Consider the following 17,628-nt stretch of genomic DNA (forward strand, 5'->3'; position numbering starts at 1 on the left):
AGGCTGAGCTTGCAAAGGAATCAGTTAAGCGTGGACGTGGACGTCCAGCAGGCAGCAGAAACAAGAGCACAATAGAAAGAGAGCAGGCTCTTGCTGCTGCCATGAAAAGACGTCCTGGAAGGCCACCAGGCAGTCGTAACAGGACTCCTGAGGAGCGGGCTGCACTGGAGGCGGCTAAAAGACCTCGCGGACGTCCATCTGTTTTGGCTAATGCTGTTGGTAATGACACCGTCGATGTTGAGAGACTACGTTCTACTTAACAGGTCAAGTACGAATCTAACTCATTAGTTGTTACGTGGCACCTGCCCTCATAAGAGGTGCCTGTGCATGCATCCTCCAGTCTGAGGATATTGTCATTTTTTCGTGGAAAATATTCCTATTTAGTTAACCACATTTAAGAATAGGCTTCACGGATCTACGCAAAATTAGCGTATATATAGCCCCATAAAAACAAAACCAGGTCAAAGCCTGGTCATTGCTTGTGATATTGACAACACGCCTCTTGAAAACAGCGCAATCAAATATCAGACAGGCTCTGCAGGGCCTGTGTGAATCCAGCAAGGGAATATGCCGAATCTTTAATCAAGGGGTAGCTTAGCTTTTAACTCTGTTATCGGGTCATGCAAGCAGACAGCAGAAAACTGATATTCAGACTTCTGCTGAGCTGGTTCAGGATCGTAATTGAGTTGCGGTTCTGCTGTTAATACAGAACATGACCTGAAACCGAATAAGAGAGAATGAAACTGCACTGTGTAGCAGCTCATAAACCAGAATAAAGCCGTCAGTCTGATACAGGTACTGAAAGCCCTGCCCTGCCGTAGTACCAGGGACTTGCCCTGCATCTCCGCAGACTGAGATGCACGGGTCTGTGGCCCGGTATGATGTTACAGCAAAAGTCATTTCTGAGCATAAAAAGCCAATCACTCAGACATGTGACCAGACTGCACTTTATCATTGAGGGGCACTAACCTTGAGAATGCCCAAGCACACGAAACGATACCGGGGATTGCTGCTTTTTACATCAGCCCCTGCCTGGTCGCCGACAAAAACCGGCTGATCGGACAGGCCCCGGATTATTAGTTGCTTGCCGTCTGCAAAGGGGACCTTCGCGACGCCTGCAGCTCAATCGTAGCTGCAGTTCATCAGCCCCCTCTGGTCAGGACAGCTATCCCTATCTGTCCTGAACTAAGGCTCAGGAACTCTCAAGGTTGTCTAAGAAGAGCATTACAGCATCCTGCATATCCCTTAAGAAACCGCCCGTTCTGCCAGGTTCCCCAGGGCTTGTGCCCTGAATCTGCCTGGCTGGACAGCCCCTCACTGCAGGTTACCGGAGACGGGCCGTAAGCGAAAAAATACCCTCATCCTTATTGCAGTAAGCATCTTCATAGTAGTGCGCTTTAACAATACCACATAAACGCTTTCATATCCAAGTGCCCCATTCAGTTTGTGTAACCGCACTCATGCTTTTGTTTTCATTACACAACTTTTGAAATTAGGCTCCCATACTGAATTATTTATGGATGTCATTCAGACCGGATTTTTCTGCATAACAGCTAAATGCACCATAAATGATTCTATGAGCAAGCCTTGTACCCTGCCCTTGCTACCACCTTATCGTTTCGGTAATCAGCTCCATCCAGGATAGCCTGTCCCAGGCCCGCTTTACCTGTCATCAGTCTGCCCTGCCTGTGTCCAGTCGGCCCTGCCTGTGTCCAGTCGGCCCTGCCTGACACCATACCGGCAGTCCATACAAGCACTCAGCGCACGGCGCTCCCGTGCTCTCTGTAAGGCTGAAAACTCCATGCAACAGCCCGGCGTAGAGCCATAAGCTGGACAGTACAGTATTGAAGTCTCCAGCCCTCAGGAAAATCACCGTAACCGTTTACGACCGGTACAGCAACTGTGCCTAAACAGGGCCTGACAGTACAGGGCCTGACGGTACAGTACATGGCATTACGGCCCCACATAATCCCGGTAAATACAGGAACACGCTCAATTCTATGTCTGGACAGGTGCAGGGCCAACAGCACGCTGTTTGCAAAGTCTTGCGCCTTTTCATGCAGCAATGCTCCTTTTCATGCTGCACTTTGAGGTCAATGGCAGGCTGAAAATTATCGCTGTCAGGTCGCTTGGGAGGCGTAGTTTACCTGAGTACGCAATTCTGACACTAAGCGCTCATGACGCTCCGGGATGGCACTTCACAAATGCCTTTTATTTGCCCTTCCTTTTGTAAAAGCCCTTAGCTGTGGGGAACGGGGCACATTTGTTGCAACGTGCTCACAGCTTTTACGGTCATGCCGCTGCTATTGCGCCAACGCAGGTCGGCTACTGTACCTGATACTGGTGCCTGGCACGGTGCTTAAAAGCTGCGGCTTCAAAGCTCAGCTTCAGAGCTGCAGCTTCTTAATCCCAGAGTTTGATAAGTCCAGAACCGTTCATGGGAACATCAAGCTCAAGGTGCGCAGGTATGTCTTTATGATTAACCTGATGAATATGCGGCAGCTGCTGAGCTAACAGCCAGTTTTCCGCAGTCATGGGATAACCTGCTAAAAGCGCTTAAATGGGGCAAAAACATGATGATCTGCAAAGTGTAAAAAATTTTTTACGTTTGCTGGAACTTTTGCTATATGCCCCCGTCCAAATACACAATTGGCAAATCTAACGCACAGGAAGACCGTCTTTATCGGCGCTCTGGCCAGGGCCATTACCTGACCTGCTGTGTTAAAGACAGCTTCCATGCCAGCCCGGGAGGTATCTGCTCAAATTACTAAAGAGCGGATTATCCTGTCAGCAGTATTATCAACTATGCCACTTGCCCTGTTCGTGCAGCAAAGCTGCATGAAGTTCAAAGGGGCATTATGGGACGCCGTAATCTCAAGCAGAGCGGTATCTGGTGTAGGGCAGAGCTATGATAATGATGTGTTGGGGCAGATACAGTACACCTTGTACTGTCAGGAGAGATGTCCAAAAGGAGTCGGACTCCAGTTGTCACAGACACTGCAGATGTCGACAGACTCAGGATGTTGAAGCTGACAGCAGGTTTCTGCACAGCCCGTCCCCGGAACTGGTACGTTAAACTGCTGTTGGCAGTCCGTGCTGCCAGGAAATCCTAAATGCAGAGCAAGCTATTTTAGGATTTCTATCCCGTTGACTTTGATTCGTGCGGCATCACTTATTGAGGCTTTGTGATGGGCACAAGAACTAAACTTTGAACCTCAGCTGAAAGTAAGTCCCTGACCTCTACGGTCTGGCAAGCTGCCTGGCAGTTAGCATCGTGGATTTAATCATGCTCCGGCGTTGCTCCTCATTTCGAGCAGAGTCTGACTCTCAAGCCTGAAACAGGGCCGGTCATGGTGCACTGCAGGCTGATGGTAAAAAGTTTGTTGTCTGTCGTCTGCATTAGCCGTTGCCTTACACCTCGTATCTGGCCCCGGCCGCCAGCCCCTCAGTACACCTCCCGGTGAGTTCCTGAGGAGCTGACCGGGCAGCCTGAGGAACAGTTAAGGTATTCGACTAACACAGGACATTCAATGGCCGGTTCTGTAATCAATGTTCAGCACTGATACACACTGTATGAACTTTGCCCGCAATCTGCTTTCTGAACCTGCTTGCCTTAGACAGCTGCATAGCGCAGCGTCGATATCCAGAAAGAGGTTGTTTGGAAGCGTACCGGATCAATGCGCTCCCATAAAACCGTGTCATTCCTCCTCTATGTAATCTCAGGAGACCGGTTGTTGCTGTTTATGAAAGGTAAAGTTCTTATTTAATACAGGCCTGAAGCTTCGCGCCCAGAGCCGTTCAATAAGAGGCAGCCCCACAGGTGGCTGCTGATTACAGTGTCAATATCAGACTTTCGAGGCGCTCGACACCTCAATCGGCGAATACACGAGCATTTACGCCTTCCGGGCTGTGCAGACCACACCAGCTGTACAGCCCACAAGATGGAAGTCCGGATTCGGCTGGGCCCCATCTATGGTCTCCCGGTACTCTGTAGGTTAGGTATCGGGAGTTCCTGGTTTCTCTCACAAACCAGCCCCATCTCACTTCACCCCCCGCCGCAACGGCACCCCAAACCACTCCCATCAATCCCATCCATCTCCCAACATCTTCAAACCAGACATCCTGTACCCCATTACCTTTTCCGTTCGTCCATACATATTGATATTTATCTATCTATATGGCGGATTTTTTCAAACAGGCAATTTGTCCTTCTGATCTGCCGACATATCGACCAATATAAAGATATAAGTGGATATCAAATAAGTTTTGCTGAAGCATCTCCAGCGCCGCACTCTACACAGTGCCCACAAATGTGCCTACCAGTACCCCTTCAAATTGAGCCTTTAAGATATAGCCGAAACAATCTCCTGCCATCCACAGCCAGCCCAGTAAGATCCTGCAGCACTCGCCGCAGCCCAGGCAGCATCAAAGGCTGCTGCTATGGCCGCCGCCTGGACTGCCACACCATCAATACCTTAGGCTGGTTTCATTGCGACTTTATGCCCATACAGATTCAAGTCTGGAAAGGCCATACAGCTCAATACCGAGGATTTACTGCATGCAAGCCTTAATTATTCGCCCAGCCCGTTGCTGAGCAGTGCTCCAATATTCTGCCATCTTCAAGGGTAATCTGGCTGATGCAATTATACTCGGGAGACGCATGGGCAGCTCAAGCTTATGCCAGAGGTTAGACAGAGGACAATAAATGCAGGAGGATCATGACTCAACTCAGTTGCCAGGCAGTCACAGTTCATGGGCATGTAAGGACTGCACCAGCTCTTCTGAATATATTGTCTTTACAATTTACTTTGGAAAGTATATTTACCAACACCATCTCAAAGGCCGATGATTCATGTCATGTGATGGCAGCAAGACGATTTTATGCTGGCGGCATGCTCGTGAAGCTGATGAGCACAGACAGAAAAAATGTTAGCCGTCACAACTCCGAGCTCAAACCGGCCTGATCATATGAAACGATACAAATTGGTTTATAAAGTGTCTAATTACTGTAATGAACTGGTTGAGTTGTGCTCATGCTTTATCTGAGGCCATGGTACAAATAAGCAAACGGCTTGCCGTACACCACACCACTCCACCTCACTCCATAATGCTGCGTGCATCCATACTGCTCTGTCACTTCCAGCCATAAGACAGACTACAGACTGAAGAGCACTCTCTGAGCTCCACCAAGATTGAGTATGCGTGTTCACAGCCAGCAGTTTCAGTCACCAGGTGAGGAACTTTTTGGGATGGATGTCTGCTTCAGAACGAAGAGTCCCATTCAACACAGTCAGCCGGGCCTCGCTGTAGTTGCAAGTTCTGATCTGCAGTCCTGTTATGCAGGACCTTGCTGTCCTGCAGCCCTCCTGCCATGCTACCCTGCACTATGCGCCTTCATACCGTTTTAGACTGGAGAAGAGCGCAAATCCAATGCCTGTATGCGCGGAAACATCGGAACCTGCTCTGCTCCGGTGTATCTCAGCTTATGGGGATGCTGGCTGAGCAAGGGCGTTTACTGGCCCAATGGAGCTGGCTTGGTAACGGGATAACGCCGGTCATGCTGCCCATAGTACGGTTGTCGTGCTGGTCTGAATAGCAAGCCAGAACAAGACATGGTTATGACCTTAGTGACTGGTGAGAATTAAGTCGTGGGCTGAGGTGATGGTGATGACAGAAAGGTCAGTGGCGGTATTAGACGAGCATGGATACGGTGCTTTGATCTGCAGGTGGTTGTCGTGCTCTTATTGATCTGGACTTGCTTTCGTGGCATCTGAAAAGTGGTAGTGGAGCTGCCCCAGTCATGCTCTGACTTAGGCCATGACGTTCATGGTCTGCCTGAAAGCCGTTCTGCCATTGTCTGGTTGAGAGCCGCTCTGCCATGGTCTGGCTCCGGACATAACGCCATGCTATGGCTGTGGGCAGAACGCCATGGTCTGGCTGCGGACAGACGCCATGGTCTGGCTGGAGCCGGATCTGCCCTGTCTAACTTGTCTGGACAAAACTTATGCGGATAAAAAATGGCATAACAGTTTGAGCTTGCCGCTCAAGCTTCCGCCAAGGTCTGGAGAGGTAAGGGGTGGTCAGGTGCCCTGCTGATGTCAACCGTGTGGCTGTGAAGCAGGTCGGGGATGGACTGACAAGGCAGGGGTGAAGAAGGGATTGAGTTGGGGATGTGGTCCGGAACTGGGAGACTAGGTATATATTACAGGCATAAAAAAAGAGCCGCAGCTCTGATTTTATGTGTGATATCCTGTTTGATGTCCTTTTATTAAGTTTGTCTCCTTGATCTGCTTAATCAGGGGGATTGGTCTTGCTCTTCTGCTGAGTCAAAATGTGCTCATGCATGATGGATGAGAGAGAAATCTTTGCTAAGAGTACCTGGTAAAACCGTAGTATCGTTAAAGTACAAGCTATAGGTCGAATGTGACATGCAGACAATTGAGGCTTTATCAAATTGCTTCGATAAAGCCTCCTGTCCTGGCATGTATATGAAAAGACTATACATCAGGCATATCGCTTCCCCCGCAAGGCTAGTACTTTCCTTTTGGCTTCGTCGATACGAATGTTCTGCCTTTATACAGCACCACTTCCTCCACCATAGAGGCTAAGGCACTGCTCATCTCCAGACCAAGACCAAACCGCTAGAGCTCCGACTTTGAAGCACTTGATCATACCAGGCTTACGCACATACCTGAGCATGACTCGCGTTGCACTCTAAACGGCCTGTTAGCCTCCCAATAAAGGAAGGCCAGTGAAGAGGCTTTATAGAAATCGGAAAGAAAGCGAACTTCCCCTCCTGGACCCGATCGCACAGTGCAAACGTGTTCAGAACTGTCCAGGCCTCAAAACCCTCTTAGTAATGAGGTGACCAGACGGTCGTCGCACTCCCATACTCACGAGATCGTATATATACTTTCTCACAAACGGTTCTTAATTTCTATGGAAAATTCAATTATTTTTCACAGCCTGAATTTTCTGAGTGACAACGGGCTATTTAAGGGCTTTGCAGGACTTCCATATTTAGCCGTTTATCGATTTTTAAACGCCAGCTTGTCTGACAACCGCCACTTCTTCCATAGAAGATCTCTGATTCACGAGATGCATCACATTATTGCCTGAAAGCACTCAGGTCATAAAAAGCCCTTAAAACCAGGCTCCATAAGGATTTGCAGCCATTAAACGATCTCAGGCCATCTCTGCCTCAGACATGGACAAAATAAAGACAACAACTGACTTTGAAAAAAATTTTGCATGACCAGGGAACTTTTTGACCCCCTGTTTTTTAACCTGCATCACATTACGCATGATTTGTTTGTACAGGCACGCCTGTGAATGTAAACGTTCTACTGTGTGTAAAGCTGCTGTTAAGACTCCTTAAACTTGCACAGACTGTCAACGCCCTCCTGCGCCAGCTTCACCCCCATCAGATCCCCTCACCTGGCCTGACTACTGCCACGCAGAGCTGCGGCATGACATCGGTACTTACAATCCTTGCTTACTGTAATACCTCCACTGCAATACAGGCCTCACGGTATTCACCCCATGAGGTCCTGTCCCTGCGGCATTCGCCCCATGCAGTCCTGTCCCTGCGGCATTCGTCCCATGCAGTCCTGTCCCTGCGGCATTCGTCCCATTCAGTCCTGTCCCTGCGGCATTCGCCCCATTCAGTCCTGTCCCTGCGGCATTCGCCCCATGCAGACCTGTCCCTGCGGCATTCGTCCAACGCAGTCCTGTCCCTGCGCCATTCGCCCCATGCAGTGCTGTCCCTGCGGTATTCGCCCCTTCAGGTCCTGCCATTCCGGCATCAGACCGTACTGTGCAGATGCCACGCACCTGGCCATGCAGGCCTGACCTTACAACTTTTGTCGAGGCCGTTCTATAGTCTCGCTCCATGCCGTGCGGTTCTGAACTCCCGGCATCCGTCCGTGCACTTTACACATCCTGGCATAAGGCCAATGCAGGCATGGCAGTCGGCCATCAGGCCGTGCGGTTCTGAACTCCCGGCATCCGTCCGTGCACTTTACACATCCTGGCATAAGGCCAATGCAGGCATGGCAGTCGGCCATCAGGCCGCGCGGTTATGAGCTCCCGGCATACGTCCGTGCACTTTACATATCCTGGCATAAGGCCAATGCAGGCCACGCCGTCCGGCATCAGTCAGAGTGGTTATGAACTCCCGGCATCCGTCCATGCACTTTACACATCCTGGTATAAGGCCAATGCAGGCCTTACCGTCCGGCATCAGGCAGTGTGGTTCTGATGGTCCGCACCTGGCCGTGCAGGTCTGGCTCTACGGGATATGGATGTGCAGTGCTGACTTCTTCAGCATTAAGTCTGACATGCCATAATGGTCAGCAGGCATAAAGCATCATCTGATCTGAAACATGGCAGGGGCTGGAGGCAAACGCAGGTGTTGATCTGTTGTGTGCATTACAATAAAGTCATACGGCTGAACTGCTACTGCTTACTTGCACAGTGAGCATACCCGCACAGCTTTAGTACTTCATATCCATTACAATTCTTAAGTCACGCTCTGATGTTGAGTTTGCCTGGACATCGCTGCCCGCCTGAATAAGGCTGTGAGCATAAGATGATCGTTCTTTTTGAAGGATGCTCATCATTTCCTTAAGCTGTGCCTTTCTACTTCCTGACCTGCCAGCAGATCTGCTCAGGAGCTAAGCAGGCCATTGAGCTGAAACAGCCTTAACAATCAGGCATTGGCCCAGTCTGTCATTATATTGAAGACCGCTCAACATACCGGTTTACTGCAAATTTTGCATTATTTGCAGAATTGACCGATTTGTTGCATACAACTGAAATTTGTTGCATTGATATATCACTATTTAGAGCAAGATTTTACCAGTAACGTTATCTCAAGTAAGCTCACGCTAACCACAAGAACCCGGTCGTTATCTTATCTAGATTAGGCATTTTTGCCTAAGGCAGTGTTTTTATTCGCATTATTTTATCGCTGCTTGAAACATAACTGCTTACGCATGATCCAGGTCATGTCTAAATGGTTCAAGAATGGCTTATATAAAAGACTTTTATACACTTATAGCTGTATTTGGCAGCGTTTTTCTCTGGAAAATTATTTGATGCACTTCACATTTTATTGAAAAAGCATTGCGCGATTTTATGCAAATTTTGCATTATATTTTCATTGTTGCATTACTTTTTGCATTTGTTGCATTGATATGCACAAAAGTAATCACAGGTCAGAAATCAGGATGCGGCTTAGACGATGACATAAACGCCCCCTGCTTTTACCCCTGAACCATTAGTCCTGCGGTTTCGTCCTTACATTTTCAGGCCTTAAGCAGTTGTTCCTTGCGGTGAAGCCATGCTTTACGGCGGCCACTCTACTGAGGTTAGCCAACGGCCAGAGCAATCAGGACTTAGCCATGTTTAACATGTATGTCTGCAAACTTGCCTCCATGATTGATGAATGATGCATTACATTGCTGCAATTCATTGGCGTGCTTCATTCAAAGCCGAGCTCAACTACGCACGGCGGCAACACTTCAGGAGGTACTCTGCAAAATGGAAAATATGCTATGAGCGATAAGTCTTTTCTGAGCACTATGCGCAGTATGGGTAAAGAATTCTACCTTCTTTCCCTTATGCTCTATTTCTTCTTCATTTCCTGGGCTGGCTGTTACTCATTACTGGCAGTATGGCTCAAGGAGTTCTTTAAGCTCAGTGGTTCAGAAATCGGATTTGCCTATGCTGTATTCTCTGTGACCGCTCTTTGCCTCTCCCCTGTATATGGCATGATTCAGGATCGTCTGATTCTGCGCCGCAATCTGCTGGCCTTTGTAGGTATCCTTATGGCCCTGGCCGGTCCTTACTACATATTCATAGTTGAGCCGGCTCTTGAGAGAAGTGTAATTCTTGGCGGTGTAGCCATCGGTATTTTCATGGGCTTTACTTTCAATGCAGGTGTAGGTGCCCTTGAATCTTATACCGAGCGCTTTGGTCGTGTTGCCGGCTTTGAGTTTGGCTTTGCCAGAACCTTTGGTGCTCTGGGCTGGGCCTCTGCAGTAGCTGTTACAGGCATCCTGATTAATATCAACCCGCACTACAACTTCATCATCTCATCAATCGCCGGCATCATCTTCCTCATACTGCTCTTCATGCTCAATTCGGCTAAGGACTACTCAAAGAAGATGCTGGATAACTACCAGGAAAGTGCTCAGTCAAAGGCATCTTTCTCTGAAATTGGCCGTCTTGCACGTATGGGCTCATTCTGGGCAGTAATTGTTTATGTTCTGGGAGCATCCATATACGGCGTCTACGACCAGCAGTTTATGGTGTACTTTGTATCCAAGTTTGAAGACGCTGCCGAAGGCACTCGCATGTATGGATTCCTTAACTCTACTCAGGTGTTTCTCGAGGCAGCATGCACATTTGCAGCACCTTTTGTCGTTAACAAAATAGGTGCTAAAAATGGCCTTATCGTTGCCGGCTGCATTATGTTTGTCCGTATTGGCGGTTCAGGACTGGTCGACAGCCCATGGGCCATCTCAGCAGTAAAGCTTCTGCATGCTCCTGAAGTTCCGATGGTGCTTATATCATTCTTTAAATACATCACTACCCGCTTCAATCCAGCCCTTTCAGCAACTGTATACCTGGTGGCCTTTGTCATGATTGGTCAGATTATCGGTGCAGCACTGGCACCAGCTGCCGGCTATCTGTATGACACCATTGGATTCTCTCAGACCTACCTTATGATGTCGGCACTGGTGGCAGTAACCACTGTTCTTTCCATCTTCCTGCTGACCAGTAAGACTCTGGAAGGTACCAGCGAGAAGAGCATCAAATAAACCAGCAACTGTATAAAAACATATGGCTGAGTCAGCCCTGAGACTTGCCATGGTCTGCAGCTGAAGCTGCAGACAGTGATGAGTCAGATGCTGCCCCCATAGGCTGTATCTGCCCCAGCCGCCGGCACAACGTATGCTGTTGCCGGTGGCAGCGTATGTAGAAACCAGGCAACGTATGCGGCTGCCAGTGGCAACGTATGCGGCTGCCGTGGCAGCATATGCTGCAGCCAGTGAAACTGATGCTGCATGCTGCTCAGTAGCCGGGCCGGGCTTCAAATAGAGTGGTGACGCTTGCTGAGTATAATTAACTCATCACTGTGTCTGACCTTTCACTCTCATACATCCAGCTGTATGATTAATAAACAGTTATGGCACAGGTTTGTACGGTTCATTTGCCGTTTTATAAAGTATTTCTTAAAACAGGCAGACAGCGGGCCTCCAGCGTTGCCTGCGACCTGCTCCTGTTTTGAATTTAATTTCATATCTTTACGCCATTGTAGAGGTCAGGTCAGAGCTGTCAGTCCAGTAACTGACTTAATTACTGACTTACTGACTGACGAATGACTGAAATCAGTCAGATGATGAAACCATGCCTGTTCATATGAACAACAGGAGAGAGCTGAGCACAGATGGCTGGCGCCTTGCCAGTCAGGGCTGGGCTGGGCAGACCAGGCAAGGTCGGGCCTGAATAAGCTCAGAGCCGTCGCTCTGGCTGCACTGTAGGGGCTCCCTGCCTGTCGCTGCAGGACAGATCCTGGACAGGCTGATCCGAACCTGGCAGTGGGCTGAGTGCCCCTGGAGCCAGGTTGCTCCTGATAACACAGCAACTGCATTACAAAGTTACAAAGGCATGTCCTGAAAAGGCAAATGGCGGTAAAGCACAGATTAAACAGCTTAGATCAGAGGTTTGAAAATGGATCATAAGAGACATCAGGAACTCGTAAACAAAGCCAATGAGTACATCGAATCCCACTCTAATGAGGTAAATCGTCGTCTGTACCCTGGCTATCACCTGGCAGCACGCACCGGATGGATTAATGACCCTAATGGCTTTTGCTATGCTCTGGGCAAATATCACATCTTCTATCAGTTCTACCCATACGATGCTCAATGGGGACCAATGCACTGGGGCCATGCAGTATCTGACGACCTGATTCACTGGGAGCATGTACCAGTTGCCCTTGCACCTTCTGAGGACTTTGACAAGGACGGATGCTTTTCAGGCTCTGCTATCGAGCATGACGGTAAGCTTTATCTTATGTATACAGGCCATGTGGTTACCGGAGCTGAAGGTGACAACTCTCAGGTCCGTGAGGTTCAGGCACTTGCCGTATCTGAAGACGGCATCAACTTTACCAAGCTGGGTACTGTTATCGAGCCTGAAGATGGCATTACTAATTTCCGTGATCCAAAGGTATGGAAAGACGACAAAGGCCAGTTCCGTGTAGTTTTTGGCGTTACCAATCTGCAGGGCGCCGGTGAAATCAGACAGTACGTCTCTGAAGATCTCAAGAACTGGAAGCAGATCTCCATCATCAAAGAGATGGAAGATCAGGCCTTCATGTATGAGTGCCCAGACTTCTTTGAGGTCAATGATAATAAATGGGTGCTTGCTACTTCACCAATGGGTCAGGCACCTGAGGGCTATACCCGCCAGAATACTTCAGTAAATTCATGGCAGTCAGGTTCCTTTGATGGCCTCAACTTTGTTCCAGATTCAAAGCTGTATGAGGTTGACCGTGGCCATGACTTCTATGCCACCCAGTCCACTGCCACTCCTGATGGCCGCCGCGTGGTAATTGCCTGGATGAACATGTGGCGTCTGCCATATCTTTCCGCACCGGATCGCTGGTGTGGAGCTCTGACTCTGCCACGCGTAATCACCTGGAAGGATGGTCACCTTTACCAGCAGCCAGTAGAAGAAACAAAGAGTCTGCGTCTTAAGGAGTACAGCTTTGATAACACTGCTACCAGACTTACCAGCACTGTTAAGCATATTAACAACAGCTCAGCACTCGAACTCCTGATGAAATTCAAGCCTTCTGATAATGATGCCGAGCAGTATGGTCTGGCCATAGGCAATTCCATACGCCTCTTTGTTGATCGTCAGACCCGTACTCTGACTATGTTCCGCACTGATCTGAATGCTACTTCATATCGTGCCCTGCCGCTTGAGTGGGATAAAGAACACGAGCTGCATATCTTTATCGACAGCTCATCAATTGAGGTATTCGTCGATCATGGTCATGACGTCATGACCACCAATTTCTTCGGCGCTGATCATAATGTTTCCCTCTATGCCACCAATGGCACTGCTGCCATTCGCGACGTAAAGGTTTATGAGCTCGACCGTCCTTTTCTGACAGTCTAAATGACGGCTGTAGCCTGACCTGCTGGACCAGCAACTTGCTGCCTGCAGGCTGCAGGCTGCAGGCTGCAGTCAGCCTGGCAGACAGGAACGGATTCTGACTTCATTTTTCTTTACAAAACTGAATATAAAGTTGATTGACACATATCAGCTATGTATGCTGAGATAAGGCCTGCAGATCCGGCAGATCAATGGTCATCGTCATCATCAAATGACTGTCTTTTCCGTCCTGTACTTTAAGGTCAGCTCATTCTGCGATTTTCAATAATACAAAGCCCCGTAATCTGCAAAGATTGCGGGGCTTTGTTTTTCTGCCAGCAGACAGCCATAAGTCGACAGGCTGGCTGAATTGACTTATTACTGCAGGTAACTCACGATCTGAGAGCTGAGCCTGGTGCATCATCCGCCCGGCGGCCGCTGACACTCAGGCCGCAGTTTGAGCTGCGGCTGTGGCTGCAGTTTCGGCTGCAGTTTCAGCTGCGGCTGTGGCTGCAGCTGAAGCTGCAAAGTCTGGTCTGCAGCCTTAAGGGATGGCTCATGGTGCTGCAGTTATACCACCTGCTTGAGAGCGCCAATGATGTAGGTCAGGGTGTGGTACTGACGTGGCTTGAGCACGATAAGTCCGGTGCCATTGTTAAAGGCATTGGATGGACAGCTCATTGGTGCTACTGCAAGACACTTGCGATTGAGGAAAGGTGGAGTAAAGATCTGCATGTAAGGCGCATTGGTCTTACAGTAGACCTTGAGGTCACGGTTCTCCAGCAACACTGTGTTCATATGAGTAGCATCAGGAGAGGCGAAGGTATGGTCCATCTGGGTATCGCCAATGACGCGCTCGGATGTGAAGTTAAATCCCAGGTCATCAACAGGCACCAGCCTGTCAGCGATCTTGCGCTCGTTGAGGGTATATACCTCCTTGTATGGCATGGTCAGACGGCAGGTATCAATAGTCTCCCCCTCACAGGTCAGATATGGATGCATGCCTACGCCGTAAGGAGCGTCTATCTTTCCAATGTTGGTGGCAGTGATATCCACTTTCAGGCCCATGCCGTTGATTACCTCATAGTTTACGGACAGGTCAATGAGGAAAGGATAGCCATAAATAGGGCTTACATAGGTCTTAAGTACCAGAGCGGTAGGAGAAATTGATGAAATGTGCCACTCTTTCCAGGCAACCAGACCGTGATTGGCTGTCATATTCTCAATGTCATCTACAGGTACCTGATAGTACTTGTTTTCAAAGAGATAACGGCCATCGACGAGGCGATCCGGCCATGGAGCCAGCACCTTGCCCATATGGCCTGCAGGAATAACATCAGGCTTGAATGGCATGATAATGTGATGGCCCATGTATCTGAGACTGGCTACAGCACCACCCATGGTCACAATGGTGGCATTGTAGTCATCACAGACGAGATTGATGGAATTTCCGCTCAGTTGCATAGAATCACCTTACGTAGTACAGGATCGTCAGCCGGACTGTTGCGGTCCCGGCCGGAAATTAACTTATCTCCTGTCGCACTCCTAAAGTTGCGGGATGACCTGTCTGCCTGAAACACAGTCAGCTGTTAATTGCTCCTTCCATCCTGACTGCCAGCTCCCGCCTGATGCTGCAGTACTTACAGTGCAGCCGGGGCATACAGGCGCAGCAATGCCACGGCTGTGACGCACTGGCGCAAACGTCATGATCCCGCCCGGTCAGACTGGCCGGATCACGGACACGACAATTCCTGGCATAATTACAGCGGTGCAGTATATGGCTTACAGCAAAGCACCTTGCTGTATGGGATGCACAGGTCAGGGACCAGATGTGGACATTAACAGAGCCCTGAGCCTTTTACCAATGAGGTTTTGGACTGGCTCATGGCAGAGGTGGATAATTATGTTGACAGGAAGTTTATCTGATTAAAAAAACTGACGGCCCCTCCCCTAAAAGGGCATAACCGCCTTAGAAAGCATGTGTCGGCCCAGACAGCTTGAGTTCTGTCAAGGGCACAGCCGCCGGTACAGCTTTTTAATGAGCGCCTGACAAAGCGCTGCAGCATGCGGGCAGCCAGAAAGAAAACAGCAGGAAGAAACAATACAGACGGTGACATCAATGACTTATCAGTCAGTGCGTCCTGTGACAGATCCTGCGCAGGTCAGTGCTTATGTCCCATCCCCATACTTACAGCAGTAAAGTCACTGGCTGCCCGGTATATGCTGGTCCTGCACACAACAAAGCCTTTCAGGATTGCTTACGGACAGACAAACTGACGAAATTGCAAACAGGCAAGCTGGCTCAAACAGCATCAGACAGCGTGGCATACATGATGCCTGCACCTGGCGCTGCGCGCTTTGATGCCTTCTGCTCGGGCATCAGACCATTGTCTTTGTATGGCCCTGTCTGCCATGTTGATGGTGACTGAAGCACCTGGCAAACGGACAGGACAAACACAGGACTCCGCCCTGCGGTCGGCCCCTGTGGTGATAACATTTAACATGTTATCACCATCAGGGCGCTAATTATCGGGCATGTGCAGCAAATTCGCACATCTATGCCATAGATCCCAGTTACCAGATAAGAATATTGCCTCAAATATGATCTGCAGGCAGTCACCTGTCGGCGATGAATCCATTGACGCCATGCATGAGAGCAACCAGGGGACTGAACCGAAGTCGTGCCTGATACAGATCTCCATGGCTCCCTCATGTCCTGACTGTGGCGGCCATAATGAAGGGGTGCAGGACCGGTGTGTTATGACACTGGCAGGCGCAGGGCCAAAGATGCGCTGCCTCAGTCCAGCCTGCAGCGGCCTGAGGACGATTGTGCAGGCCAGATATGGCTCAGCCCCTGACAAGGTCAGGGGCTGAGGGCATGAATGGCTACGTGATTAGTGCTGGCTGCGTGCTGCTGCATGTTCCAGCACGGTGCCGGGGTATTTGAGCTGGAGGATCAGATCAGCGCAGGGCTACCTTCCACTTTCTGCGCCACAGAGTGCGGCCTGCTGACAGGTTGCCTGCGATAAATGCGGCAGCATCAGACTGGCGCTCGAAGGCTACATCATCGGTCAGGGTGGCACCTGTTCCATGGTCGCTAAGACGTCCTTCTTTGACCATGGTCTTCTTGAGCTCCCTTATCTTATCAGAGCAGGCCGGATCATCTGGAGAGGTGACCATGCTGCCCTTGTGGAGCATTACTTTTTTCAGGCCTGTTCCCCTGGTCAGAGAGAACTCGCAGTCCAGCCAGACATTGCCCACGCTCTGAGCCAGATACCATGTAGAACATGGCTCACTTGACCACAGCAGGGTTTCACCCTTTTCATCACCGGCCATAAAAGGGGCGGCCATGGAGTAGGAGGCCAGATAGACATCATCAAGCAGCATGTACAGATTGCCGCATCCGCCCTCAATATGGGAGGCCAGACCATTATCAATAACACGCTGACGCAGACCGGCGGTTATTTTGCACTCCACCCTGGCATCATCAAGGCAGATGATGGAACCCTTTTGAATGCGGGTGGCATAGGATACATGATTGAAGAACTCTTCATACCATGCCTTGATGCCTCCCTCATTGATAAAGGAATACTGGCGGCACAGGCTCTTATGAGACTGAAAGAGCTGTACAGGCTGCAGACCGCCCATAAAATTCTTCCAGAAGGTATTGAGCTCCTCCTGTACCCATCTGATCAGCTTCTGCCCCTCACGAAACTCAGGTCCGGTAAGGGCGTAGCTGTTTTCCACCTGATCCATATACATTGGATAGCCAAGGTGGAACCATACCAGCGGCTTTAAGACAGTCTGCAGGTAGTAATATACCTGAGGGTCAATGGCTATGGTTCTTACAGCAATGCAGATAAAGGTCTTGCCCTTGTATCTGTCTGATGAAGCCAGCTCGACAAAGCAGTCCAGAAGATTAGGCACCCAGGCCGGCTCAATCTGCTCGCTGCTGTCGACAAACCACAATCCGCCCTCACTGAGAACGCTCTCAAGAAACTCATCAATTTCCTGATCAAGCGGCAATGCACAGCAAATGACAGGACTGTCAGGACCGAAGTCAGACACAAAAGGGCCCTTTTCCTGCCCCTCTATCATGTGAAGCTGGACTGACGGCTCGTAAGTAGCAGCTTTTTTCGTCATATTAACCTTCCTGACTGCCCTTTATGAGCAGCATGCTTATGTGTCTGTTGTCCTGTCCGGAAAACAATTCCTTAAGGTAAACCTGTCTGCCCCCTGACCGGGGGACTGCGCCCCGTAAGCCCTGCGCATATGTGCTACTGCGCACAGGTGCTACTACGCACATGGGCTACCTGCAAAAGGTTGAGGTTTTTGCCCATGGCCCCGCCATTACAGCAGCTTCCATGACGACCTGCCGCATACGCAAGGCTGACCATGTTCTGAGCGGGCAGCTGGCCTGAGTCATTGCGCTGTACGCAGCGTCAGCTCAGTTTA

General features: G+C 49.7%; 5 protein-coding genes. 3 read left to right on the forward strand and 2 right to left on the reverse strand.

Annotated elements, in window-relative coordinates; all coding sequences use genetic code 11:
• The 3 genes from MXE39_RS06255 to MXE39_RS06265 all read left to right on the forward strand — a co-directional run.
• Nucleotides 1-260: hypothetical protein (locus MXE39_RS06255; protein ID WP_246977884.1), on the forward strand; the 260-nt coding region annotated here is incomplete at its 5' end.
• 9,297 nt (nt 261-9,557) lie between these two features.
• Complete coding sequence (locus tag MXE39_RS06260; protein WP_246977883.1) at nt 9,558-10,826, forward strand: oligosaccharide MFS transporter; 1,269 nt, start codon at nt 9,558-9,560, stop codon at nt 10,824-10,826.
• Between the two features lie 913 nt (nt 10,827-11,739).
• Nucleotides 11,740-13,197: a glycoside hydrolase family 32 protein gene (locus tag MXE39_RS06265; RefSeq protein WP_246977882.1), complete on the forward strand. Its 1,458-nt coding sequence runs from the start codon at nt 11,740-11,742 to the stop codon at nt 13,195-13,197.
• 546 nt (nt 13,198-13,743) lie between these two features.
• Here MXE39_RS06265 and MXE39_RS06270 read toward each other — a convergent pair.
• A complete protein-coding gene (locus MXE39_RS06270) occupies nt 13,744-14,637 on the reverse strand; it encodes an aldose-1-epimerase (protein ID WP_246977881.1) in 894 nt (297 codons plus the stop codon).
• 1,497 nt (nt 14,638-16,134) lie between these two features.
• Entirely contained in the window at nt 16,135-17,316 is a 1,182-nt protein-coding gene (locus MXE39_RS06275) for a DUF4357 domain-containing protein (RefSeq protein WP_246977880.1), read from the reverse strand.
• Nucleotides 17,317-17,628: the final 312 nt, after the last annotated feature.

It is taken from the genome of Anaerobiospirillum sp. NML120511 (assembly GCF_023050955.1).
GTDB lineage: Bacteria > Pseudomonadota > Gammaproteobacteria > Enterobacterales > Succinivibrionaceae > Anaerobiospirillum.